The sequence below is a fragment of the Aquimarina megaterium XH134 genome (assembly GCF_000520975.1).
GTDB classification, from domain to species: domain Bacteria; phylum Bacteroidota; class Bacteroidia; order Flavobacteriales; family Flavobacteriaceae; genus Aquimarina; species Aquimarina megaterium.
In genome coordinates, this window is sequence record NZ_JACB01000031.1 from 64,128 (window position 1) to 90,374 (window position 26,247).

Annotated in this window: 22 protein-coding genes; 6 read left to right on the forward strand and 16 right to left on the reverse strand. The window is 31.4% G+C overall.

All coding sequences use genetic code 11. The features are described 5' to 3' along the window. Positions 1-48: 48 nt before the first annotated feature. The 4 genes from Z053_RS0115755 to Z053_RS0115770 form a co-directional block, all read right to left on the reverse strand. Positions 49-1,353 carry a DUF819 family protein gene (locus tag Z053_RS0115755; protein WP_025665959.1) on the reverse strand — a complete coding sequence of 435 codons (1,305 nt, stop codon included), beginning with the start codon at positions 1,351-1,353 and terminating at the stop codon, positions 49-51. A gap of 83 nt (positions 1,354-1,436) precedes the next feature. After that, positions 1,437-3,335: a M61 family metallopeptidase gene (locus tag Z053_RS0115760; protein WP_241459837.1), complete on the reverse strand. Its 1,899-nt coding sequence runs from the start codon at positions 3,333-3,335 to the stop codon at positions 1,437-1,439. Between the two features lie 2 nt (positions 3,336-3,337). Further along, positions 3,338-4,144 carry a Cof-type HAD-IIB family hydrolase gene (locus Z053_RS0115765; RefSeq protein WP_025665961.1) on the reverse strand — a complete coding sequence of 269 codons (807 nt, stop codon included), beginning with the start codon at positions 4,142-4,144 and terminating at the stop codon, positions 3,338-3,340. 39 nt (positions 4,145-4,183) lie between these two features. Next, complete coding sequence (locus tag Z053_RS0115770; RefSeq protein ID WP_025665962.1) at positions 4,184-5,110, reverse strand: alpha/beta hydrolase; 927 nt, start codon at positions 5,108-5,110, stop codon at positions 4,184-4,186. 258 nt (positions 5,111-5,368) lie between these two features. On the opposite strand from Z053_RS0115770, the gene Z053_RS0115775 reads away from it, so the two are divergent. Continuing rightward, the gene (locus Z053_RS0115775; protein ID WP_025665963.1) at positions 5,369-6,151 is read left to right on the forward strand and encodes a S1/P1 nuclease; all 783 of its coding nucleotides are present in this window, start codon (positions 5,369-5,371) and stop codon (positions 6,149-6,151) included. Between the two features lie 8 nt (positions 6,152-6,159). Here the strand turns inward: Z053_RS0115775 and Z053_RS0115780 are convergent, their stop codons facing one another. Beyond that, positions 6,160-7,017 (reverse strand): helix-turn-helix domain-containing protein, encoded by an 858-nt coding sequence (locus Z053_RS0115780; protein ID WP_025665964.1) that lies wholly within the window; start codon positions 7,015-7,017, stop codon positions 6,160-6,162. Between the two features lie 208 nt (positions 7,018-7,225). Here Z053_RS0115780 and Z053_RS0115785 point away from each other — a divergent pair, with 208 nt between their 5' ends. Continuing rightward, a complete protein-coding gene (locus Z053_RS0115785) occupies positions 7,226-7,642 on the forward strand; it encodes a hypothetical protein (protein WP_025665965.1) in 417 nt (138 codons plus the stop codon). Positions 7,643-7,790: 148 nt separating this feature from the next. Here Z053_RS0115785 and Z053_RS32195 read toward each other — a convergent pair whose 3' ends face one another. Both Z053_RS32195 and Z053_RS0115795 read right to left on the reverse strand, forming a co-directional pair. Beyond that, positions 7,791-8,138 carry a DoxX family protein gene (locus Z053_RS32195; RefSeq protein WP_025665966.1) on the reverse strand — a complete coding sequence of 116 codons (348 nt, stop codon included), beginning with the start codon at positions 8,136-8,138 and terminating at the stop codon, positions 7,791-7,793. Next, positions 8,135-8,599 (reverse strand): hypothetical protein, encoded by a 465-nt coding sequence (locus tag Z053_RS0115795; protein ID WP_025665967.1) that lies wholly within the window; start codon positions 8,597-8,599, stop codon positions 8,135-8,137. Before Z053_RS0115795 ends, Z053_RS32195 begins: the two co-directional genes overlap by 4 nt. Before the next feature lie 202 nt (positions 8,600-8,801). Here Z053_RS0115795 and Z053_RS0115800 point away from each other — a divergent pair, with 202 nt between their 5' ends. After that, a complete protein-coding gene (locus tag Z053_RS0115800) occupies positions 8,802-9,854 on the forward strand; it encodes a M12 family metallopeptidase (RefSeq protein ID WP_025665968.1) in 1,053 nt (350 codons plus the stop codon). A gap of 83 nt (positions 9,855-9,937) precedes the next feature. On the opposite strand, the gene Z053_RS0115805 is transcribed toward Z053_RS0115800, so the two are convergent. Continuing rightward, positions 9,938-10,792 carry a DUF6503 family protein gene (locus Z053_RS0115805; protein WP_025665969.1) on the reverse strand — a complete coding sequence of 285 codons (855 nt, stop codon included), beginning with the start codon at positions 10,790-10,792 and terminating at the stop codon, positions 9,938-9,940. A gap of 105 nt (positions 10,793-10,897) precedes the next feature. Then, complete coding sequence (locus Z053_RS0115810; RefSeq protein WP_035096295.1) at positions 10,898-12,547, reverse strand: serine hydrolase; 1,650 nt, start codon at positions 12,545-12,547, stop codon at positions 10,898-10,900. A gap of 168 nt (positions 12,548-12,715) precedes the next feature. Here Z053_RS0115810 and Z053_RS0115815 point away from each other — a divergent pair, with 168 nt between their 5' ends. Continuing rightward, positions 12,716-15,028 (forward strand): S9 family peptidase, encoded by a 2,313-nt coding sequence (locus tag Z053_RS0115815; RefSeq protein WP_081748279.1) that lies wholly within the window; start codon positions 12,716-12,718, stop codon positions 15,026-15,028. A 54-nt stretch (positions 15,029-15,082) separates the two neighbouring features. Here the strand turns inward: Z053_RS0115815 and Z053_RS0115820 are convergent, their stop codons facing one another. The 7 genes from Z053_RS0115820 to htpG form a co-directional block, all read right to left on the reverse strand. Further along, positions 15,083-15,688: a MarR family winged helix-turn-helix transcriptional regulator gene (locus Z053_RS0115820; RefSeq protein WP_025665972.1), complete on the reverse strand. Its 606-nt coding sequence runs from the start codon at positions 15,686-15,688 to the stop codon at positions 15,083-15,085. Between the two features lie 72 nt (positions 15,689-15,760). Continuing rightward, entirely contained in the window at positions 15,761-15,976 is a 216-nt protein-coding gene (locus Z053_RS0115825) for a DUF2024 family protein (RefSeq protein ID WP_262482490.1), read from the reverse strand. Between the two features lie 18 nt (positions 15,977-15,994). Further along, positions 15,995-16,720: a LexA family transcriptional regulator gene (locus tag Z053_RS0115830; protein WP_025665974.1), complete on the reverse strand. Its 726-nt coding sequence runs from the start codon at positions 16,718-16,720 to the stop codon at positions 15,995-15,997. 103 nt (positions 16,721-16,823) lie between these two features. Continuing rightward, on the reverse strand, positions 16,824-17,057 hold the full coding sequence (locus Z053_RS0115835; RefSeq protein ID WP_025665975.1) for a hypothetical protein: 234 nt from the start codon (positions 17,055-17,057) through the stop codon (positions 16,824-16,826). Between the two features lie 158 nt (positions 17,058-17,215). Continuing rightward, a complete protein-coding gene (locus Z053_RS0115840) occupies positions 17,216-19,534 on the reverse strand; it encodes an outer membrane beta-barrel family protein (protein ID WP_025665976.1) in 2,319 nt (772 codons plus the stop codon). 83 nt (positions 19,535-19,617) lie between these two features. Continuing rightward, positions 19,618-20,607: a response regulator transcription factor gene (locus Z053_RS32155; protein WP_025665977.1), complete on the reverse strand. Its 990-nt coding sequence runs from the start codon at positions 20,605-20,607 to the stop codon at positions 19,618-19,620. A 136-nt stretch (positions 20,608-20,743) separates the two neighbouring features. Beyond that, the gene (htpG, locus tag Z053_RS0115850; RefSeq protein ID WP_025665978.1) at positions 20,744-22,633 is read right to left on the reverse strand and encodes a molecular chaperone HtpG; all 1,890 of its coding nucleotides are present in this window, start codon (positions 22,631-22,633) and stop codon (positions 20,744-20,746) included. Positions 22,634-23,503: 870 nt separating this feature from the next. Here htpG and Z053_RS0115855 point away from each other — a divergent pair. After that, on the forward strand, positions 23,504-25,558 hold the full coding sequence (locus tag Z053_RS0115855; RefSeq protein ID WP_025665979.1) for a tetratricopeptide repeat-containing sensor histidine kinase: 2,055 nt from the start codon (positions 23,504-23,506) through the stop codon (positions 25,556-25,558). After that, on the forward strand, positions 25,551-26,183 hold the full coding sequence (locus Z053_RS0115860; protein WP_025665980.1) for a response regulator: 633 nt from the start codon (positions 25,551-25,553) through the stop codon (positions 26,181-26,183). Before Z053_RS0115855 ends, Z053_RS0115860 begins: the two co-directional genes overlap by 8 nt. Positions 26,184-26,247 lie beyond the last annotated feature (64 nt).

Consider the following 26,247-nt stretch of genomic DNA (forward strand, 5'->3'; position numbering starts at 1 on the left):
AAATAAAAAAATAGAATCTAATGGTCAAAAACTTGATCTCTTTTTTTATTAGCTTCCAGAGGCTATTTGCATAAGAATGGTACATAAAATGGCTCCGTATGTTCCTACTACATATCCAAAAACAGCAAGCAATACACCTACTGTTGCGAGTGAAGGGTGAAATGCTGCTGCGACTACAGGTGCAGATGCGGCCCCTCCTATATTAGCTTTACTACCTACAGCAAGAAAAAAGTATGGAGCTTTGATCAACTTGGCTACTCCAATAAGAAGGAAGACATGTATAGCCATCCAAACAAGTCCGATTGCAATAAGTCCAGGGTTTTCGAAAATTTTACCGATATCCATTTTCATTCCTATAGTAGCTACCAGAATATAAATAAAGACACTTCCTAGTTTACTGGCTCCTGCTCCTTCATATTGTTTTACTTTGGTGTACGATAACAGAATTCCAATTGCAGTAGCAATGGTAATCATCCAGAAAAATTTAGAAGTAAACGATGATAATGCAGAACTCTTATCGTTAAAAATTTCAAAATTATCAGACAATAGATTAGAGATCCCTGCGGCTCCCCAATGCGAAATCCCTACTACAGTAAATGCAATAGAAAGCATAATGATATAATCCGATAGAGATGGGTTTCGGGTTATGCTTTCTGCGTAACTGGATACTTTTTGCTTTAAAGCTTCGATGGCACTATTGTCTGCTTTTAACCACCGATCAATTTTATCACTCTTACCAATACCAAGTAATAATATAGCCATCCATATATTTGCAACTACAATATCAACCAATACCATTCCTCCATATTTTTCGGGATTGTATTGATAAATTTCTAGCATAGCAGCTTGATTTGCTCCTCCACCAATCCAACTACCTGCTAATGTAGATAATCCTCTCCAAATGGCGTCAAATCCAGCTCCGCCAACAGTTTCTGGTGAAACGAGAGAAATAAGTAGGATTGCAATAGGACCACCAATAATGACACCAAGGGTTCCTGTTAAAAACATAATTAATGCCTTTGGACCTAAATTAAAAATACTTTTGAGATCGATGCTTAATGTCATTAATACTAAAGAGGCAGGAAGTAAAAATCTACTGGCAACATAATACACATTAGAAGATTTTTCTACTAATACTCCTTCTGCATTTAGTTCTTTCCATGCCGGAGAAATGATTCCTAATGAGTTGAATATAGCAGGTAATAAATAACAAAGTAGTAGTGCGGGAACAAACTTATAGAAGGTTTTCCAAAAATTATTATGAATAGAGGAAGTATAAAAAACTAACCCTAAACAAAGCATTAAAATCCCAAAAACTATAGTGTCATTTGTAAAAAAAGGAACGTTCTCCATTATTAATTATTTAGTTTAAAAAAGATATATCGCAAAATACATTTAATTTGAAGAAGACAAAAACGATATCAAAATAGGAGTTTCTAGTCATTAATCCATTTTTTTAATAACATCTTTTGTTGTTCTGAAGCCTTTGGGTCTTGTTCTAAAATTATCTTCTCAATAGTAGGTTTGGTTACATTGGATTTGAGTGTCATGATCTTATTGTTACGCTTAATTCTAAATGTAATTTCATCTCCAATTTTCCATTTATTAGAATCACCAAACAGATCATATATATTATTAAGATTATATTCTTTTTTGTTAATGCTTAGCAAAACGTCTCCTTCTAAAATCCCCAGTTCTTTTAAAAAGCTGTTAAATGGGATATCAGATGTAAAAATAACTTCTTTAGTAGCTTCAGAACCAGTTACAAAAGGTTCTTGTTTAAAAATAAAATAAGAAGAAGGTGCATTCTTTGTTCCATAAAGTACTCCAGCTTTATTAAGATAAAATTCATAGTCAATAGGAGTATTACCCATAACATGTGTTTGTAAAAATGCACTCACTTCTGGATATGAATCTTCTTCTATAGCCTTAATAAGTTCTTTATCATCAAAAGGAACATCGATACCATATCGAACCGATAAATTTTTTATAAGATCGAGTAATCCATAAACTCCATCACTTCTTTCCCGCATTATGATATCCAGACACATAGAAATTAACGCTCCTTTCTCATAAACATTTCTATAGCTATTGCGATAGGGATCGACCAAAATATTTTTACTCATGGTCGTAAAAGCTATAGAATCATCAAAAGAAGAGGATGCTTCAATCTTACCAATAATTCGTTCAAAAAATTCATCTTTTGTAATAAGTCCTTGTGTAATTTGAAATAGCATCGAAAAATACTCTGTAGTACCTTCGTATAACCACAAATGCTCAGACATTTTAGGGCTGTTATAATCAAAATTATGGATTTCTTTAGAATGAATGGTTAATGGTGTTACAATATGAAAAAACTCATGAGAAACAACATCGGTAAGCGCTTCATTAAGTTTTTCACGAGATAGTGATTCTGGCAACACAACTACTGTAGAGGTATTATGTTCCAGAGCCCCAAACCCTTGGGCATCATCAGATTTTGCAGAAGACAGATACAATAATATAGTATATTTTTTTGTAGAGTTAATATCACCAAGAAAATCCTTTTGTGCTCTAATCATACGCTCCATCTGGGGCATTATTCTTGCTGCTTTGTGAGTTTTGTTTTTAGAATAAACACTTAGAAGTATTTCTATATCATTGACCTTAAAGCTGGCTTTATCAGGAATAGAATACATGATAGGATTATCTACTACATCAGCGTATCTTTTAAAAGAAAAATAATCGATATCATTTTTAGAAGTATTCGCTGTATTGTCAAAAAGTATTTCTTCAACCGAAGCTGAAGCTTCCAGAAAAGAAGGGTGTTTAATAAATAGCTTGTATTTATTTTCTTTCATTGCGCCAAAATACCCCACAAAAGCATATAGATTTAAAATGAAATTTTTGTCTTTTATAATATTAGATCCTGTTGGAGAGAAAACATCGTGAGAATCTTCAGAATCATAAGTGTCATTTACCCAGTAAGTGATTTTGCCTAATTGTTTGGCGTTATTTATTTTCCAACGATTATCCCCATATTTTTGAATATCAATAGAATTTCCCTCGTGATCAAATGCTTTAAGATCGTCGATATATTTACCAAAGTCGTTATTTTGATAAGTGCCGGGGACAATTTTTGGTAAGTAGTAACTTATTGTGTCCGAATTCAAGTTATCGATTTGGATTTCTACTTTTACTTTATCGTCTTTTACATTAACGAGATCTATAGAAGCACGTATGGTAGATACATTTGTTGATGCAACAGGAAGTTGTGTGGTCTTACAACCAGTAGCCAAATTAAATATGGCAAATGCAAATAGTAGGGTTTTTATGGTATGAATCGTTCTTTGCACAGTTATAAAATATTTTTTTGAATATACGTTGCTACTCCATTTTCTTTTCCAGAAAGCGTAATAACATTTGCTGCTTGTAAAGTTTCTGGTTTTGCATTTGCTACAGCTACACCAGTTCCTACTGCTTGTAGCATTGCAATATCATTATAATTATCTCCAAATGCAACTGCATCAGAAATAGGAATTTTAAAATAGGAGTCAAGCAGTATTTCTATGGCAGTTAATTTTGAAATACTTTTATGTGCAATCTCTATATATGTTGGTTTAGAACGATATAAATGAAGAGTGTCTTTGAAACGATTTTCTAAAAATGCATAGGCTTGATCTATATAGGATTCTTCACCCATACACATAATCTTATGAGCTCCTTTGTTATGAGTTTTCCACTCTTGTATCACATGTTGGGTTGACTTTACCACTGGATTTACTTTGGTGTTATTTGCTTCACGATTGGCCCAAAAATCCATTTTAGGAACAAACCAATCATTATTGTGATATAAGCTTATATGAAATTTTTGATCTTTATTAAAAGTATCTAATTCTTCTATAATATCTGGAGATATAAAAGTAGAATGAACAGGTTTTTGATCTACCAAAATTAACCCTCCATTATAGCATATCATAGGTTGGTTTTTTATATCTAATTCTTCTTGCAAATGATTCATAGCATCTGGCATTCTCGAAGAAATTAAAACTACAGGTATAGTGTTTTTAATTCTCTTAATTTCTGAAATCGTAAGTTCAGAAAGCTCTCTTTCAGAATTTAGTAGTGTTCCATCAATATCAGAGAATACAATGCGATGTGGCATTAGGTGTTTTTGATTAGGGTTATATAATTTTTTAATAAACTATTGATTCACAAAGTTAGTAATCCCGGTTAGAACTTCGGGCATTATTTTTCTAAAGGGTTCATTATATGATTTGTGATTTTCTAGTCGACCTCCTTTAATTTCTTTTAAGATATGATTCATATCTGTAACAAATAGATATTCGGCTTGCGGTATAATCTCTTTAAATTTCTCTGCTTGGATTGATTCTACCTGGATATCTTTATCACCATAAATTATGAGAATAGGCATTTCTAATTTTAAAATTTCCTCAGAAGGATTATATTTTATCCAGGAACTCATAAAGGGTTGTAAATTATATCTAAAAATAGATTCTAATGCTGGGTCATAACTAGTAGCCCTTCCATTTTCTTTTAATTGCTTAAAAGCTACAGAAGCACTTTTATCTAGACCAGGAGCCTGTTTCGCAATTTGTTCTATAATTACCTGATCTATTGATACTGCGTTTCCTGCTATAGAAATAAAACCATCTGCCCTTCCTTTTGCAGCAATCATACCTACTAAAGAACCTTGACCATGACCAGCGATAATGACTTTTTTGTATTTTCCGTTTTTATTGAAATAATCTATTATTGATATTGCATCTTCAATATAATGATCTAAAGAAATTTCATGCTCCTTAATTCCTAAACCATCCATCTTAAAAAGCCTTTTGTCATAGCGATAAGTTGCAATACCTTCTTTAGCAAGTTCATAAGAAAGTTTCTTAAAAGTATCATTTTTAGACATTCGATCATTGCCATCCCTATTAATCGCTCCGGCATCCATTATAAAAATAACCAAAGGAACATTATCTTCAGAATATGGAGTAACCAAAGAACCCTCTATATATTTATTGATTTTAACAACTGCAGAGTTAAATTCTTTTTTTTGAGCAAAAGTCAATGCAGAAATCAAGATCATAAATAAATAAAATTTACTCTTCATAGTAGGTGGGGTTTGTTTATATAACAAATAAGAAATGAATATTAATCAAATTGATATTGGCTAAATGTTTAATATGAATTGAATCGTGTTTGATTATCTAACACAACATACATAAAACAGATAAAACGACAAATTTGAAAGCATATTTTGATTTGAGACAATTACTATTTGTTATTTTAATGTTATTTACGCGTAATTAATCATTTTTAACGAATCACTAACATACCCTTTTTTATCTTTGCTTCAAAATATATATAAATGAAACTTCAATATAAATGGTTACTTGTTTTATTCATAATTTCATTATCTGGATTTTCTGCAGATTATGATTGGGGAAAGACAGGGCATAGAGCTACGGGTCAGATCGCAGATTCATACTTGACAAAAAAAGCAAGGCGTAATATAGCAAAACTTCTTAATGGTCAAAGTCTTGCTTTGGTTTCTACATTTGCTGATGAAATTAAGAGTGACAAAAAATATAGAGGTTATAGCCCTTGGCATTATGTTAATTTTCCATTTGATAAGAAATATGGTGAAGAAGAGCCTAGTGAATACGGCGATTTGGTAAAAGGGATAAATACATGTATATCGGTATTAAAAGATGAAAAATCATCTAAAGAAGATATGATGTTTCATCTTAAAATGCTAGTGCATTTTATTGGTGATTTACATCAACCACTTCATGTGGGTAGAGGAGAAGATAAAGGAGGAAATGATATTCAGGTGCGTTGGTTTAGAGACGGATCTAACTTACATAGGGTTTGGGATAGTGATATGATAGATTATTATGGTATGAGCTATACAGAATTATCTATAAATAAGACAGTTTTATCTAAGGATGAGATTAAAGCAATTCAAAACGGTGGTATTGTAAACTGGGTGCACGAATCCCAAAAGCTTGCACAACAAGTATATGGATCGGCAAATGTAGGCGAAAAACTAGGTTATAAATATATGTATGATTATTTTCCTATAGTACGTACCCAATTGCAAAAAGGAGGAATACGACTGGCTAAAATATTAAATGAAATTTTTGGATAAAATCACGATTAGCTAATAGACATTTCGTTACGGTATTGCTTGGGAGACATCGAAAAATGCTTTTTAAAAGTTTTGGTAAGATGACTCTCATCTGTATATCCTAATTGATATGCAATTTCTGCAATAGTAAATTCGGTATGTTGTAAACGATACTCGACCAACTTCATTTTATATTTTGTAACGTATTGGTGTATAGATTCTCCTGTTTTTCTTTTAAAATATGTGCTAATTGAACTCTGAGACATATTAAACTTATTTGCCAAAAAATTAATCTTAGTAAGATCATTGTCATAAACATGTTGTCTAATATGGCTTAAGATCGAATCTATTTTGTTGTGAGAAACAAGGATATTTTTTTGATGTGAATTATATTTTTCAGAAATATTACGAACTATTATACTTAGAATAGTACTTATTGCATTAGAAATAATTTCCTGATAATATACTTTCTCATTTTTAAACTCTTCTAGGACGACATTATGAATATCCCAAATAATACTTCGGTCTTCTTCATGAGAAATTACATCTCCTGGTATAATATTTGGTTGGTGTAATAATTGCTCAATACGTTGTAACCAATATTTTCTGTCCGGAAGATTGACTTTACTAGAAAACAAAAGCTCTGTAAACTTGAAATAAGTAAAATTAGTACGCTTTTCAATTTCGAAGTGATGTGTGTCCTCTGGCGCTAGTAAAAAGATATTGTTTTCTTTATAAGGAAACCGTATATCATTAATGGTATGATATCCACTTCCTTTTTCAATAAAAATGATTTCAAAATAGTTATGATTATGAGGTTCCGCTTCCCATTCATCAATAGCATATTGATGTACTACAAAAGTTTCATTCAAGGTATAACGGTTCATAAACAATTCTTTAACATTTTAAAGTTACAAAAATAAAATCAATAAAACAGGAATTCTTTTATACAAGTATTTTTAGATAAATATGTTTGATTGTGTTGATAACTAATTGATTAGATTGCTTTTTGTACAAGTTATATACAAAATTATACAAGAATTAGAATAAAGGTAAAATATAAATTTGCCGCTCAAAATTTCACACAAATCTATCATGAAAATTAGAATTTATTTATATCATCTCACTAGAGTGATATTTGGAGTGTTGCTGGTGTTGTATGGTACTTATAATGTAATTAGGTATTCTGAGTTTTTAGAGCGACTGGACATATATTTTGATAATGCTACGGTATTTAATATAGGTTTTGTAGAAGCCCTTGCTCCATTAGTGCCTTTTGAGGAATTTGTAATAGGGATGTTCTTGATTCTAAAGATTTTTGTTAGAAAAGCTTTAATCGCGATCATCATACTATTTACTTTTTTCACTTTGTTTTTAATAGATGCAGATTGTCTGATTTTGGCACTTATTCATCTGGTTTTTTGCGGTATTGCTATGGTATTATTAAAAAATGATAAGTATAATTTAAACGCTATAAGCTATGATAAAGATTCATACCAAGTTATATCATAAAATATAAAAAAATAGCTGCCTCTTTGCAGAGAGGTTTTTTTTCATAAGTTAATTTTGTTTGATGTTAAAAGCGCCCTTACAGTTTTGTAAGGGTTTTTTTATCGAATTATCACCCTCTTCAACATACTAATTTGAAATAAATAAAAAATTAAAGATAAAGAGATGCCCAATATATCAAACCAAATTGAAGTAACAATCTAGTGACTAAAACGAATTTTGGTAAATTTAAACTCGCTTTTTTATGTACAAGCATGTGTATATGAACTGGAAAAAATAGAATGAGCATAAAAATTATACTCCATGCAGAAAATGTTCTGGTTGGTGCAAATAATAAACCAAAACTCACAGAAACCTCTGCAATACCACTTAAATAAACCAATAGTTTGTGATAAGGAATATATAAAGGCATTATTCTCATGAATGCCTTAGGGCGAATTAGATGAAAAACTCCGGCAATACCAAAGATGAATGATAAAACATATAAGTGCCAACTCATGAAACCCCGGTAGCTTTTTCTTTACCAGCTTCTCTAAGCGAATGATTTTTGTTATGAGCTATCATTTTAATAAAGCTTATTTTTCTAAAGCGTAGCGCATTCCAATCTGTATTAATAGAAACATGATTTATGGGTTCGAGATTATAATCTCCAAGAACTCCCCAGCCATAATCTCTATTAATTTCTGTGGTATATTTTTTAGAGTTTTTTTTAGGATATGCAAACCAAAGTATTGCATCACCTACCAGTTTTGGATATACGGTTTCTATACGATTTTCTATTTGCTTCTTTTCAGTAACAAATATAACAGCAAAATCAACCTCTGATACCTGAATCAAAGACTCTTTAACATTTACACCTTTAAGACAATCAAGGTCTTCACAAAACCCTTCGGGTTCATTAAGTATTAGTATCTCATCTAAAAAGGGAGGTAGCTGTAATTTTTTAAATAGAGGTGTCATGAGAATAAATTTTAGAAAAACTTGTGTCTCTTAAAGATACAAAAAAAACTGATCATTTTATAACTTGATGTTTTTATGAAAATATTTATATGGTAATCTGTATCAGTATGTTAAACAGGTTTTGGTTATTGTATTGCATTAAGAGCAATAAAAACAAGAAAACTGAAGTTTACTTTATAACACAAACTCAAATATATACATTATGAAAACAGTTTTTAAGAGCACTGTACTAGGTGCTTTAGCATTCGTTGCATGCACAACTTTCGTTTCTTGTGAGAAGGATCAAGACAATGCTCACGAACAATTAGAAAACCAGACAATAGTCGAAAAAGGATTCTTGCATGAGCAAGCCTATCCAGAAAGAACAGGAAAATTAGTTACTATTGAGCTTAATGGGGAATCTGTTGAAGTCGAGGAAATCGACGGACAGTATGTTTTAGGAGATATCCTTATTGATAAAGAGGATGTTATGGTTAAAAATGGTAAAAGTACAGGACGTACCGGAAGTAGATGGCCAAACAACACAGTGTATTATGAAATACAAAGTAGTTTACCTAATCAGGCAAGAGTAACCAATGCGATCGCACATTGGGAGGCAAATACAAGTCTTAAATTTGTGAAAAGAACAAATCAGACAGCCTATATCTACTTTAGAAGTGGTAGTGGATGCTCTTCTTCTGTGGGCCGAACAGGTAGAAGACAAAATATCAATCTTGCAAATGGATGCTCTACAGGGAATACAATTCATGAAATAGGTCATGCTGTAGGATTATGGCATGAGCAAAGTAGAAAAGACAGGGATCAGTATATCACAATCAATTTTCAGAATATACAGGCGAATAGAGATTTTAATTTTAAAACGTATTCTCAGCAAGGGTATGATGGTGATGAGTATACTAACTCGTTAGATTTTAATTCGATTATGTTATATGGTTCTTATGCTTTTTCTGCAAATGGCCAACCTACTATTGTAAAAAAAGATGGATCTACTTATAATGCACAAAGGAATGGACTTTCTAGCGGAGATATTGCCGGAATAAAAATTATGTACCCCGGTGGTGGTGGAAATGATATTTGTGAGGGAGTAGCTCCCTGGTCTAGTTCTCAAAATTATCAAGTAGGAGATCGTGTAACATATAGAGGGTATTTGTATGAAAGAACTTCTAGTGGTTGGACTCGAATAGGGCAGTGTGGCACATCAAAATCATCAAACGCTCAAGATGTGTCGCATCTTAACGATGTCGCAAAAAATTAATACTGCATAGGAAATAGCATGAAAAATAAAATCCCTTCAGAGTTTTTCTGAAGGGATTTTTATATGCTGCAAAAAGTAATGTGTTATAGTTTTATCTCTTTGGCATTATCTGGAGTTTCAAAAATAGAACCTTCATCATCCAGAAAGGTAATATCTGTAATTGTAGCTTCTCCCAATTCATTAGTGATACCTTTTTCTTCAGTCCAACCATAAAACATCCATTTCGTAGCAAATGGTATTCCTTCTATGATTTTAAAATCTTGATATTGTATAATATGTGGATCACTCTCTGCCTTAGTAATATCACCTTTACTTCCAAACGTAACAATATACGCTGTAGCTTGTAAAGTGTGATCTTTGGGATCTGTATAAATAATATACCAATCATCTGGAGAATCCCCAATACCTTTTTCGAAGGAAAGCTTAGCAGTTTGATAGTCTACTTCGCTTAAAGATCTCATGTCTTCAAGCTCTAATTTGCTGCCGGGATCATTTAATTTATATGGCATGGCAAAGAAATAAGTCCAGGTAAAGATATCGAAACGTGCTCCTTTATCGCTTGCATCTTCTGGGCACAAAAAAACTTTTTCGCCAGTATAGATCAATTTACTCTCATCTTTTTTATCAATTCTGATTTTTGTAGAATTCGTTAACATAGTGATTTTACCATCCAGACGTAATTTACCACCAAAGGAAATCGCAATGTTAAAACTTACCGCTTTATGCTTTAGGAAATCATCTTTTTTATGTGCGTTCTCAATGTTTTTAATATGATGATCCATAATAGATATAGCACCATCTCCCATACCACCATCTGGTTCTACCGGAATCTTTTCGGTTTTGTTATCTGTAGCATCTGTAGTTTGATTTTCTTGCTTTTTATTGTTACCACAGCTTAAAATGATAATGGCCATGATCAAAATCCATAGATTTTTCATAAATAATAGTTCGTGTTATAAGTATCAAAATTACTAAAACCAATACTTCAACAAACAATTTTTAGGAAAAATGTAACAGAAAGATATGGTAACTTTATAAAAAAACTAATCAATACGTTTGGCGGGAGTTTTTTGCCCTCCTTGATTAAGTACAGCGCTAACCACTTTATTATTTTCTTTTATAAACTCTAGAGAAGCAGAGAACTCTTTTACAAAAAATACAGTTTCGCTTTCTGGATATATTTTGAAACTTTTTTGCCCTGTTGCTTGCGAAATTAGCTGTCCGTTTTCTAAAGATATTGTAAGATTAAATCCTTCTTTGATTTGGTAAACCCCTACATATTGGCTAAGTATATTTTCTGATACAGTAATTGCCTTTTTATCTGCAGGAATAGGTGCATTTGTTTTATATCCTTTAGTTTCTTTAACTCTGTTTTTAAAAATAGCTTCAGGTTTTTTACTACCAGTTTTAAACAAGATTTCAGAAAAACTATCCTCGAAGAAAAAAGTGTTTTCTGCTTTAGGAAAAATTTTGAATTGCTTACCGGCATCTCTTTGGCTGTATAATTGACCATCCTTTAGGCTAATACTTCTTACTGCTCCATCTTCAAATTTATATACACCTGTTAGCTTTTTTAATGCTGAAACTGAAACATTTGTTTTTTTCTCTTCACCATATGGTTTATCTATCGCTATTGCTGCAATACGAATTGTAATGTCTGTAGGGCTATTGCAGTTGCAATTGGTTAATATTGCAGCATGTACATCTTCTTCGGGAATATAAATCTGATAGGAGGTATATCCAAAGATGCCGCCACCATGTTCAATTGTGGGTACTCCATTGATCTCATTTACGCTCCACCCATATCCATAATAAGTAGGTTTTCCATTATTTAATGTTGTATTCTGAAATGCTTTTTTGATAGTTTCTGCTTTAACCAGAGTATTGGTATTAACTGCATTTTGCCATTTATGTAAATCTTCTACAGTACTCATCAACGAACCGGCGGCATAGGGTAATGTCATGCTTAGGTAAGCAGAATTAATATATCCTTCTCGAGTTTGATATCCCGAAGCTCTGTTTTTGATGATTTCTCTTTTACTGCCATAGTATGAATTATTCATTGCTAATGGTTTGAAAATATTTTGCTCTATAAAATCCTCATAAGATTGCCCAGAAATTTTTTCGATTATAAAACCCAGGATAATATATCCAGAGTTATTATATAACCATTTTTCACCAGGATCAAAATCCATAGGTTCATTTTTAAAATAATTAATCAACTCGGTAGGAGTCATATCTTTTGCAGCGATCTCTGATAAATTCATAGAGGTGTAGCTCTTAATTCCCGAAGTATGGTTTAAGAGGTGATGTATTGTTATTTTTTTTCCATGTGTAGGATAATCCGGGATGAATTTGGTGATTTCATCTTCGATGGTAAGTTTACCTTGCTCCATAAGCATTAAGATAGCAACCGAGGTAAATTGTTTAGTTATAGAACCTATTTCGAAAACATTACTAGGTTTCATAGGAACTTCTAGTTCTATATTAGCAAGTCCAAAAGCTTTATGGTAAATGATTTTTCCTTGTTTAGCTACCAAAACAGTAGCTCCAGAGCCATCTGGTTTATATCTCTCTTGGAGAAGAGTATCAAATTTTTCTTCGAGACTTTGTGAAAAAGAAGTTAGTGGTATAGCAATGCATAATAGTAGTAACAAAAATATAATCCCTGGTCTATGTTTTGTAGTTATCATAATACTTGTTTTGATTGATTTATCCATATGACGCTCTAATACATTAATGGTTACAGAAAAAATGAATAACTACTTGACTAATTTATGATGAATGATGTAACAAAAAGTAGAATTAGGTTACTTACTATTTACAAACACTCTTAATTAATCAATAAAATCTAACACATAATGAAAACAAAATCATTAAAAGTATGGACCACCTTTATCGTGTTACTGTGCATGTCTTTTACTCAGTCGTATGGACAAGAAGTTACAGGAACTTGGAAAGGGAAATTATCGGTTCAGGGGGCAGAAATTCCTTTAGCATTTCATATAGAAAAAACGAATGGGGCATTAGCAGCAACAATGGATAGCCCATCTCAAGGAGCAACAGGAATCCCTATGGATACAGCACTTTTTGAAAACAATCAATTAACTTTAGCATTAAAACAAGCAGGAGTTAAATATGTAGCAACTGTCGATGCAAAAAAACTTACAGGAACTTTTTATCAAGGCGGAATGGAACTACCACTAGAAATGGAAAAATCAGAAAAAACTATACCAGGTAACCCAGAATTGGTTACTACAGATTCTGCTCTTGTAGAATTAAGTAATTTGGATAAAGGGGGTTATAAATATTCAGTTGAAGATTATTTTGCCAAACCTAAAGCCAGAACTTTTCGCTTTTCTCCCAACGGGAAATATCTTTCTTATAGAGAAAAAGATGATAATAAAAAGAATCATGTATATGTAAAAGAAATTGCCACAAACAAAGTTACTCGTGTTATTGAAGAAAAAGAAGAATTGATTCGAGGGTATGGTTGGGCAAATAATAACCGTTTGGTTTATGTAATGGATAAAGGAGGAAATGAAGATTATCATCTCTTTGCTGCAAATATTGATGGATCAGATCAAAAAGAATTAACTCCTTTTGAAGGTGTTCAGGTAAATATTCTTGAAGGTTTAAAAGAAGATGAAGATCATATGATCATTTCTATGAACAAGAATAACAAACAAATTTTTGAACCTTATAAAATCAATATAGTTACTGGTGAGATTAAACAATTATTCAAAAATGAAGATGCTGCAAATCCAATTGCAGGATATAGTTTTGATAAAGATGGTAACCTTAAAGGATATGCCAAAATCAGAGATGGAGTAAACTTTGATTTATATTATGCCAAGGAAGAAGGAAAATATGAAATCATTAAACAGTTAAATTGGAAAGATACATTTTCTATTCTGAGATTTGATTATGCTACAGATAATCCTCATGATGCATATGTGGTTTCTAATCTGAAATCTGATAAATCTCAAATTTATTTATACGATCTTAAGGCAGATAAAGTGATTAAGAAAATTTTCTCGAACGATGAATATGATGTGTCTAGCCTTTCGGTGTCAAAAAAAAGAGGGTATGAGTTAGACTACTTTTCTTATGAGGGAGAAAAGAGTATAATTGTACCCGTAAGTGATTATTATAAGAAATTACACGCAAAAATTACAACGAAGTTTCCAGATCATCAATACTCTATTGCAGATAAAACGGATGAAGAAGATAAATATTTAATTTTCTTACAAAGTGATAAATTATATGGAGTATATTATTCTTACGACACCAAGACTGGCGAATTTAAGTTGTTATACAACTTAATGCCACAGTTGAAGGAAAAAGATATGGCCGAAATGCGTCCAATTACTTTTACAAGTAGAGATGGCTTAACTATAAATGGATATATCACTTTACCAAAAGAAGCATTACAAGGAAAGAAAGTTCCATTGATTGTAAATCCACACGGCGGACCACAAGGTATTCGTGATTCATGGGGATTTAATCCAGAAGCTCAATTGTTTGCTAGTAGAGGATATGCAACTTTGCAAGTGAATTTTAGAATATCTGGGGGTTACGGAAGAAAGTTCTTAGAGTCAGGATTTAAAGAAATTGGAAGAAAAGCCATGGACGATGTAGAGGATGGATTAAAATATGTAATCGATCAAGGTTGGGTAAATAAAGATAAAGTAGCTATCTATGGAGGGAGTCATGGTGGATATGCTGTGTTGAGAGGGCTAACTAAAACTCCTGATTTGTATACTTGTGGTGTAGATTACGTTGGAGTTTCTAATTTGTTTACTTTTATGAAAACCATTCCTCCTTATTGGAAACCTTATTTAAAGATTATAAAAGAAATATGGTATGATGAAGATGTGGCCGAAGAAAAAGCTATCATGGAAGAAGTGTCTCCTGTATATCAAATAGATAAAATTAAAAAACCACTATTTGTAGTGCAAGGAGCAAATGACCCCAGAGTAAATATAGATGAATCAGATCAGATCGTTAAGGCTTTAAGAGATAAAGGGTTTGATGTACCTTATATGGTAAAATATGATGAAGGTCATGGTTTTGGTAAAGAAGAAAACTCTATAGAGATGTATAAAGCTATGATGGGATTTTATGCAAAACATTTAAATAATAAAAAAACAACAAAACCTGTAAAAGGATAAATTAGATTCTCTAATTGTACATAAAAACCTCCTGAAACTTGATTCAGGAGGTTTTTATGGTTTTTCTTCAAAGTCAGCGCAATCTAATCTAATATCTACATCTTTAAGCTCTGTTTGAATAAAATTACAATAATGATTGTTTTTATTTTTTTCATAGAACTTACAAGCATAACAAGTTCTTTGTACAGATAATACTCCTGATCTGTTTAGCTGATAAATTAAGATGTTTATAGTCTTTAACAGAGATTCCTGTTCCTCGGTATTAAAATTTAAAAGTTGCTTCTTGATGGGGTTTGCAAAATTTTCGGCTTCAGAAACATTTTTTTGACCTTTTGGGGTTAAGCTTATATAATAACTTCTATTATCTGTTGACGTCTTATTTTTGAAGATCATTTCTTTTTTTTCTAATGTCTTAACCGCATCACTAATCGTAGGTTTAGTTACATTAAATTCTTTTGCAAGATGACTTACGGTACATAAATCTTCTTTGTGATATGCTATGAAAATTATAATCTGTATCTGTATAGGACTTAAGCCTGCAGTTTTTGCGTGTTCCCATAACAACGTTCTAAAGACCTCAGAAATACGTTCTAGGCCAATTACAATTTTGCTATTGATATCTTTATGTTGAAACGATATGTCAAAAATACTTTTATTCATATAAAATGCTAAAGAGAAAGCATCACTTTCTCTTTAGCAAAGTTAGTAATCCTAATTATTTATTTGTCGTTTTTAGCAATTTTCCATTTCAATAATCGAATATCCTTTGATTTCGATATCATTTATCATTTCCGGAGTTGCTTGTTCAATATGGCAAAGCCTACATTCATTAGTAGTAATTTTCTCTGTCTTAAAGGGTTTAGACTTCAGGTAATTTTCTCCAAATTTAAACACCATATCCTGATCTGTTATAGAATCGGGGACGAGTATGTCAAAATGCATTATGATCCCATCATTATTATAATATTACTTTGATTGTACGGTATATGGAAGAGACAAGTCGGTGCTTAAAACATTATATACTTTATACACACCAAGCATAGGTTTATCTTTGATTTCTGTATTTACCTGCATATAGGCAGAAACGGCATCGAACTTAAAGTCGGTTTGATTGTTTATTCTATAATCTGGTATTACTACTTTAATGCTTGTTTTGTTGGTAATGACTTGAAAACCGGGTGAATCCATATACATAGGCATTCCAGGATTAGTGGGAGGTAATTTTACCGAGGTATCTGTTTTTTTGAATTGCTTTACCGATAATCCGCCTTCGACCCGATCATCTTTATGAAGAACCACCCAATGAGGATGCCATATGATCCCATCGTTATCATAGATAGAATCATTGTTCTCATCCCATAATGGGGTGTCATCAAAATCGGGATGAGATGTTAAAGCCAATGCTAGAATACCCTTAGTGTCATTAAACCCTACATCTGTTGGTTTTAGAGTCGTAGGAAAAACATAACCCAAAACGGGAGCACCGTGCAATTGCCCTGCCGGAGCTGGAGTTGTTTTTCCTGCGTTTCCTTTAACATTAATTTCCCAAATAGTACTATTGATATTGGTATCATGTATAACAGAAGCCTTTACTATTTGTAGATCATCAGTATTGTATTTTTTACACTCGTCACAGGCAATTAACGTACTGCTAAGTGCCATGAATACTATAGTTATAATTAAATTTTTCATTTTTTTGGTATTGTTGGTTTAAATGAGTCAACCATGATAAATAATTGACTCATTTCAAAATTGTGTTTATAATTAGGATTCCTAACTATTTAAATTAAAAAAATTACCCTTTTACATCTGCCATAGAAGCTCCAAAGTTAATATGTAGCACATTTCCATTAGGTGTTAGAAGTGCAGGAACAGATTGAATTCCTGCTATTTCGGCATTCTTAATTTGAGAATTATCTTCTCCTAAATGAACAATCTCTACATTGTCTGCTCCGATTAGATTAACAATATCATGTTCTGCACTAATACATACTGGGCATCCAGCATGATAAAAAATTGATTTACTCATTTGTATATATTTTAAAGTTATGCAAAATTGCAATACAAATATAGTAAGGAATCCTAACTAAAAAAATATTTTTATAACTTTTTATATAGATAGAGCGATTTATTCATGGATTTACACTGTGAAAATTGTACGTTAATGAATAAAAGATTAGTAATCTATTAGCGTATTCGATTCAGGTTATCATCTACGTCTTTATTTTTGAAGGATAGCTTTTTTATCTTACCAAAAGAATATTTAATTGAAAATGAAATTTCATTTCCATCTACATAAAAAGTATCCTGAACGGCAATATTGTTAGAAGTATACTTGTCTTTATATGTCATATTTCTAAAAATGTCATTAAAGTTTACAGCAATTTGTAAATTTTCAAAATATGTTTTTGAAACGGATGCATTCATAATAAAAAGAGCATTTCTTTCAAAAACGCCTTGGTTTCGTCGGGTAAATCCCCAAAAATTTAACCCAAGAGTAGTTTTTGCAGCTAGTTTAAATTCATTATTCGAATAATAATAGAGATACGGCTTGCTTTGTTTTGTAACTGCTGTAGGGTTTTTAATACTATTGTGAACTAATGTTAGCGAGTTTGTAGTGTTCCAAAATCGATAAGTGGCAGTATTAGCAAATCGAATTTGATATCCGGATTCTTTTTCAAAATTTTGAGGAGAAGATATAACTCTGTTTTCAGTATTATTATACGCTACGTTATAAAAAACAGGGTTGTTTTCTGTATAATAACTAATATTGCAAGTGTATTTTTTATATTGAAGAGTAGTTGATATTTCTTCAATTGTAGTAGATTTTAGATTAACATTTCTTGAAAATTCTACAAACGGATTGATAAACGTACTAATAGAACTGGCATTAAGATAATTGGGTCGATTTATAACTGTACCATAATTTAAAGTAATACTTTTGGTACTATCTATGGGGATATTTATCCTTATTTTAGGGAAAAGACGTGTTTGTTTTCTATTTACTAATAGTTCATTAGCATTTCTAAAACCACCTTTTACAATATTAGTTTCAGATCTTACGCCAGTAGAATATTCTATTTTGTTTAGATTCCCAGATAGTTGTATATAGGATGCATAAATAGATTCTCGATAATCGTATTTTGAAATCTTTTTATCAATGGGATTTATGAACTCAAAACTTGAAAGTGCAAGGGCATTGGCGTTCGAAAGGCTACCACCAATTTCTAATTTTGTATGCTCACCAAAATTTTTGTCAATATCAATTTTACTTGCAAAAACACCGATTTCATATCTTTGATTTCTGTTTTGTGATAATTCGAACCCGGCTTCATTTATGTTATTAAAAATATGACTTTTGAGGTGTCTGACATAATTTGAATATTGAAGCCCAAAAAACAAATTAGAGGTGTGAGTGATTTTTTTATTGAAATTTATATTACTACTTAAAAAATTTCTTTTCTCATCGTTTTGTCCTTCGGTAATAATATGATCTTCTATAGATTGGTCTTGCAGAAGCGTATTTGTTTTGATTGGAAACTTATCTGTTTGAGCTCTCAGGTTTACTTGTCCCGAGATATAATCATTTTTGTTGAGCTGATAAAAGAAACCCCCTCCAGTGATAAATTGTGGCCTGGGACCGGTTGCTCTTACTTGATATTGAGATTTAATATCTTGATCTAAAACATTAAGCATAGAGTCAGCCCCTTCCCATGGACCAAGTTGATTGTAATTAAAATTACCTCGTAATTCTAATGCATTGTTTTTGTAGTTTGAGTGTACTCCTAAATAATTATTGAATCTCCTTTTAAAAGAAATGATTTCTGATAATTTAATGTTGTAACCATCGAGCGAATTTTGTTTTCTAGTGATCAGGATAAGATTTCTTCCTTCGGCTTCATATTTTGCAGATGGATTATCGATGAGTTCTATATCTTTTATGTTTTCTACAGATAATGATTTAAGTTGATCTATGTCAATCTTTTGGTTATCCATATAGATTAAAGGTGTTCCTTTTCCTACAACAGAAATAGATTCCTGATTAGGACTGATTTGAATTCCCGGAAGCTTAGACAATATATCTACTGTTGATGGTAATGACTCTAAAACAGAATTTTCAATACGTATTTTCAGATTACCATTTGCCATTGTTATATTGTTTTTAATGGCTTTAACGGTTACTTCGTCTAGTATGACTGTGTTTTCTTTGAGTTCGATAGTTATATTTTTGTTACTGTCTAACAGAATTACTTCTGACTTTTCTAAGTACCCTAAAGCAACTATAGATAAAGTATATTCGTTAGCTTTTAATCTTTCAAAAACAAATTTTCCGTTTTTTATAAAGGTATATTTTACAAGATTTGAATTTTTATCATAAAGAATTACATCTCCGGCTTCTACCGTAGTATTATTTTGATCTAAAATGGTTCCGGATAATGAATATTCTGATTGCCCATATCCAATATAAGAGAGTAAAAGGAATGAGAGGTACATAATTCGCTTCATTGTTTTTTGAAGCAAATAACTATCGAAATCGAGAAAAAGAGTAATTATACTAAGCCGAATAAGGTACTAGTACGGGTATGATTTTATTTTTTGAGTAATAAATCTTGTCTGCTAGAGATGTTTAATTTGCTGTAAATGTTGGTGATATGTGTTTTTACAGTGCTTAGACTTATAAACAACTCGTTTGCAATTTCTTTATTGCTTTTTCCCGATATGATGAGGTTTTTTATTGTTTTTTCTTGCTTGCTAAGAGGTATTGCTTTATGGGGTTTTAATTTTTTCCATGATTTTATGGTAATCAAGACTAATATAACGATAACAAAAAAAGCTATACCATTAACCCATAAGCTTACTTTGTATTTATGAGTAACGATCTCTCGAGTAATAAAATTGAGCTTATTTTCGAGATAAGCATAAGTAGAGGGATCAAGTTCACTGGATTTTAATTCTTTCAGAAAACTTAGATAATATTCTGGATTGGCTTTAGCATCTTTTTCTAATAGGTTTTGATCATCTAGTTTTTTAATGCCAATAAGTTTCACTAAAAGTATTTGTAAAGAATCTTTTACATAGCCTTTGGTTTCTATAAGGTATTGTCTAGGATCAAAATCATCGGTTAGATTTTCATATTTGGCTTCAAACTTTTTTAATTTTTGCCACTCTAAATCAGCAGAATTACTTGTGGTATATTCCCCAAACATTGTTTCTCCTTTGGTAAAGTGAATAGTATCTTTTTTAGATAGTATAAATAGTTGAAAGTTCTTTATCTTGTTTGAAAGTTTATTTTTTTCTTCGGCAGATATAGGGTTAAGTTGTATCTTATAAATATGTTCTTTTGAAGTAAATAAATTTTGGTCAAATGCAAAAAAACCTTCCTCTGTTAAAGGAGTTGATGCAATCGTAGTTGTATTATAAGTATTGGTACTTTCTTCAAGTTCAATTTGACTTAGATAGACTTGTTGCTCCCATTTTTTTGGATGCTCTATATGTACATAACCAGAAATACAATTTTGCCCAAATATGTTTAGATTAAGTAGAAATAAGAATATAAAAATACTGTTCCAGTTCTTCATGGTCATAGTGTATTGAAGGTATCGTTACGAATGTAAAATTTTTGTGGTTTAAAACAAAGTATGGTATAAAAAAATCGGTTCATTGTATACTAACAATGAACCGATTTAATATTTATAAGTGTTACTAATTTAACTACTATTTTATCATATCGTAACTACGTTTAATAAAATCTGTTAATTCTTCTCCTTTTAATAGATTTTGAGAAAGTCTGGCCAAATCCAGCGATTGTTTTATTAAGCGTTCCTTTTTCTTATCTGTTTTGGTAGCAGCAATTTGTCCAATTAGTTCATGATTGGTATTAATGATCAAATTGTACATTTCTGGCATATTACCCATACCAAACATTCCGCCACCACCACCGGTTTGTTGCATCTCTTTCATACGACGCATAAACTCTGGTTGAGTAATCATGAATGGAGAAGCATTACTATCCATAGCTTCTAATTGTACGGTATATGTTTCTTTTGGTACTACTTTTTCAAGATCAGCTTTAAGTGCTTCTTTTTCTTCATCAGATAATTTAGAGATGGTTTCTTCATCTTTTTTGATAAGATTATCGATATGATCTCCATCTACACGTGCAAAAGAAATATTTTCTTTACTAGTCTCCATTTTTTGGATCAAATGAGAAACAATAGGGGAGTCTAAAAGAAGTACTTCGTATCCTTTATCTTTGGCAGCAGAGATGTAAGAGTGTTGTTCATCTTTGTTAGAAGCATAAAGAAGAACTAATTTACCATCTTTGTCGGTTTGAGTATCTTTAATTTTTTCTTGTAATTCTTCAAAAGTAAAGAAAGAACCATCTACTGTTGGGTATAATGCAAATTTGTCAGCTTTTTCGAAGAATTTTTCTTCAGAAAGCATTCCGTATTCGATCACGATTTTAATATCATTCCATTTTTGCTCAAAATCTTCTCTATTGTTTTTAAACATAGAGTTTAATTTATCGGCAACTTTACGAGTAATATAGCTTGATATTTTCTTTACATTACCATCTGCTTGTAAATAAGATCGGGATACATTAAGAGGGATATCGGGAGAATCAATTACACCACGAAGCATGGTAAGAAATTCTGGAACAATACCTTCTACATTATCTGTAACAAATACTTGATTTTGATATAGTTGTATTCTATCCTTTTGTATGTTCATATCCTGACCCAGTTTTGGGAAATACAGAATCCCGGTTAGGTTAAAAGGATAATCTACATTAAGATGGATATTAAAAAGAGGTTCTTCAAATTGCATAGGATACAATTCTCGATAGAAACTTTTATAATCCTCGTCTTTTAAATCTGTAGGCTGTTTGGTCCATGCAGGATTAGGATTATTGATAATATTGTCAACTTCTTGAGTTGGTGCAGGATCTTCTTCTTTAGCATCCTCTGGTTTTGGTAATGTTTCAGTTTTGGTGCCAAATTTTATAGATACAGGCATGAATTTATTGTATTTTACCAATAATTCACTGATTCTACCATCTTCAAGAAACTCGGCATCATCTTCCCCAATATGCAGAATGATCTCTGTTCCTCTTTCTGTTTTATCATGCTCCTCTATACTATAGGTTGGAGACCCATCACAAATCCAATGTGCAGCTGGCTCATCTTTATAAGATTTTGTAATGATTTCTACTTTATCTGCTACCATAAAGGCAGAATAGAACCCAAGACCAAAATGCCCTATTATTCCAGAATCTTTAGCGCTATCTTTGTATTTTTCTAAGAATTCTTCGGCACCAGAAAAGGCTACTTGGTTAATATATTTTTCAACCTCTTCTGCAGTCATACCAATTCCCTGATCGATAATATGTAATTGCTTTTTGTCTTTATCGATTTTAATCTCGATAAGTGGATTACCATATTCTACTTTAACTTCACCAATACTTGTTAAATGTTTTAGCTTTAAAGTTGCATCTGTTGCATTCGAAATAAGTTCTCGTAAAAAAATCTCATGATCAGAATACAAGAATTTTTTAATTAATGGAAAAATGTTTTCTACAGATACATTAATACTTCCTGTTGCCATTTTTATATTGTTTTTAGTTTAATTGTCATCTTATGGTGTGGTGTATTCAAAAAAAATACCAATAGTATGTATCTGCCAAACTGGCATTGAAGAAAGTTTTTTCATATCTGTTGTAATGATTTGTTGACACAATGGACTAAGGATGTAAATGGGTTTTTTTTGAAGTATATAGTTTGTTTACAATTCAATATATAAATGCTATGAATATTGGTATAATATGTATAGCTAATTTAGGAGGGAGAAACTTTGCTATGAGAATACATACCCTAGAGTTGTAAACTGTATAAATCCGGTTTGGCGATGGTTTTTACTATCGCCATCTGGGTTGGTAGATTAAAAAAAGATAAGAATTTTTAAAAGTACCTATAGTCGGTCACTCGACTGGCTTGGTTTGTTTATTTATTGGTTAGGTTGATAGAAAGATGCGCTGTGGTTGGCGCATCTTTCTCGTTTTAGATGTTACTATTTTGTATACAAAGCCGTAAATAATGACGCATAGTAGAGTAAAATCTACTTATATCTGGTGTGATGTTCTCTGATGTGAAAAATACGGTAAAAACAATTGGTCGAATTAATGCTGTTTTATAGCAGTATTGGGTTAATATAATGTAAGTGTTTTCTTATCGTCTCTAATGAGGTAAATCAAGAAATTGAGATTATTTTGATGTAATGTAATAGAAATTGTGAGTTGTTTTATACACTGTTGATTTACAGGTTTTAATGTGGTGTTTAGAAATAGGATAAGTATAAGGTTATCTATTAATTTTTTAGATTTCTCATTAAGAAAAAGGTTTAGATACAAAAAATTGAGACCTGTCATGCAATTTGAAAATACATTTATGTGTATCTTCACAATTAGAACCCCCTAGAATGTTAAGAAGCAAAATATACATATTTATTTTTGTTGCTGCATTTCATTTTTATGCTTTTTCGCAGCAGAGAGAGACTGTTTTAAAACTAATAGACCAAGTAGAAAATGCAACAAATACAAATGAAAAGCTTTATTTATTAGATTCGTTATCGAGTGTATTATATAAGAAAAGAAATTCGGATTTTGAATTTTATAAACAAAACTATCCAAAATATACACTGCGATATATTGATTTGGCTAAGCAGTTGGATAGCTTTGACCTGGCAGCTTTTAAAACTTCACGACTTACATTTCATTATCTTCAGGTAATTGGTAAACCAGATTCTGCATTGATTATTGTAAATAATTGTATTAAAGATAGTCTCAAAATTAATAATAAAATTAACCTTGGACATCTCTATATTAAAAGGGCAGGAGCTAATTATCAAATTGATAACTTAGAAAAAGCAATTGTAGATTATACAAATGCAGAGAAAATATATCATCAAACCAAAGATTCTATTTTTGAGGCAGATGCAACTTATTTTAATGGGCAGGCATATGAGCGATTAGGTAAACTTTCTAAAGCAATTTTAAAATACCAGGCAGCCAATCGATTATATACCAAAATGAAAGATACTGCTTATATAGCATATAGTGGGTTAGCAGTATCCGGAATTTTTAGCCAACTTTATCTTTTGGAGAAATCTTTTGAAGAAAGGCAGAAAATTAGAGTATTATTAAATAGCCAAAAGAATAAGGATTTTCAAGCTTTATCAGAATTAAGTGTAAATGATGCTCGTGATTTTGTAAAGAAAAAAGAATATAAAAAAGAAGGGGAAGCCTATCTTACTGCTCTCGAATTGTTGAGAAAAGAGACTGGTCGCCATGCCAATATGTTTAGATTAAGGGCATATGTTTCAGAGTTTTATTCTAAACAAGGCAAGCCAGATATTGCCAAAAAATATTTAGACACCCTCGAACTTTCTACTGATTTAATAAATAGCCCTTATGATAGAATATTTTATTTAAAAGCATTAGGTAGATATAAAATTGCAAAACGAGAATATAAAGAGGCAATTCCTGTTTTTGAAGAAGAGATTGAGATTTTTAAGAATTCGAATGACATTAGGGGGCAGGTACATTTGGAAAAAGAACTCTATGAAGCAAATAAAAACCTGAATAGACTACCAGAAGCTCTAATACATTTAGATAGATATCAAGTATTGAAAGATTCTATCTATAATTTAACTCGATCTAATAGTGTTATTTATTACCAGACATTATATGAGACCGAAAAAAGAGATAGTAAAATTGCAATTCAGAAAGCTAATATCGAGATGCTTGAAGCAAAAGATGAAGCAAAGAAAAACCTGTTAATATTTGGCGGCATAGGTTTAACTCTTTTGTTTTTATTGATCTATTTATATAGAAACAGAACACTTCTTATTAAAAATAAAAAATTACAACAATCATTTTTACAAGAACTTTTGCAAACCCAGGAGCGCGTTGGTAAACGTATCTCTAAAGATCTTCATGATAGTGTTGGCCAAAGTTTATTACTCATTAAAAACAGGATTCTACAGAACAAAGATACCAAGACAGCTGCTGTGGTAGATGGTGTAATAGATGAGGTGAGAACCATCTCAAGAAGTTTACATCCATTTAAATTAGAAGAACTAGGCCTTACGGTAACTTTACAAAGTAGTGTAGAGATGATCGACGAGAATTATGATATTTTTATTTCGGCAGAAATAGATAATATCGACCAGGTGTTTGACCAGGAGAAAGAAGTTAATATCTATAGATTAGTACAAGAAAGTTTTAATAATATTATTAAACATTCTAAAGCGAGATCTGCAGAAATTAAAGTGACTAACAAAGAAAATAATGTAGAAATAATTATTAAAGATAATGGTAAGGGGTTTGATGTTTCTAAAGAAAAAATATCGATCTCCAAAATAGGTCTTAAAACATTAAATGAGCGTTCAAAATTTTTGAAAGCTACTTTCGATATACTGTCTGAAATAGATAGTGGGACTACGCTTATATTTAATATTCCGAAACATGCTTAAACCTAATATACTTATTGCAGATGATCACCCTCTATTATTAAGAGGGCTAGAGGAATTTTTGAAAGAACGAAAATATAACATCATAAATACGCATTCTGATGGACTTTCTGCGTATAATGCAATCATTAAAGATAAACCAGATATTGCTATTTTGGATATCGAAATGCCTAATCTTACAGGTGTAGATATTGCTAAAAATTGTAAGCGATACCAGATAGATACCAAAATCATTTTGATAACTCTTCATAAAGAAAAGAAGTTTTTTGAAGATGCAGTAAAATATAATATTCATGGATATTTATTAAAAGAATTTGCTTTAACAGAGATTGAAGCTTGTATAGCAAGTGTAAGTAAAGGAGAACCTTATTTTAGCGAAAAAATATACAAACGTTTCACAAATGTTTCAGAGCGTAATTCGGATATAGAAAAACTAACTCCTTCCGAAGTTAAAATCCTAAAACGCATTGCAGAAGAAATGACAAGTACAGAAATTGCAGATCTTTTGAGTATTTCTGTGAGAACTGTAGAAAAACACAGAGCAAATATAATTCGAAAACTTACCCTTGAGCAAAAGCCAAATGCTTTGTTGATCTGGTCTCAGAAAAATAAACAATTACTACTCTAACCAGGATATGTTCACTATTGTAGCCTAATTACGTGGGGCTACGTATGTTTTGAGGAGATGAATA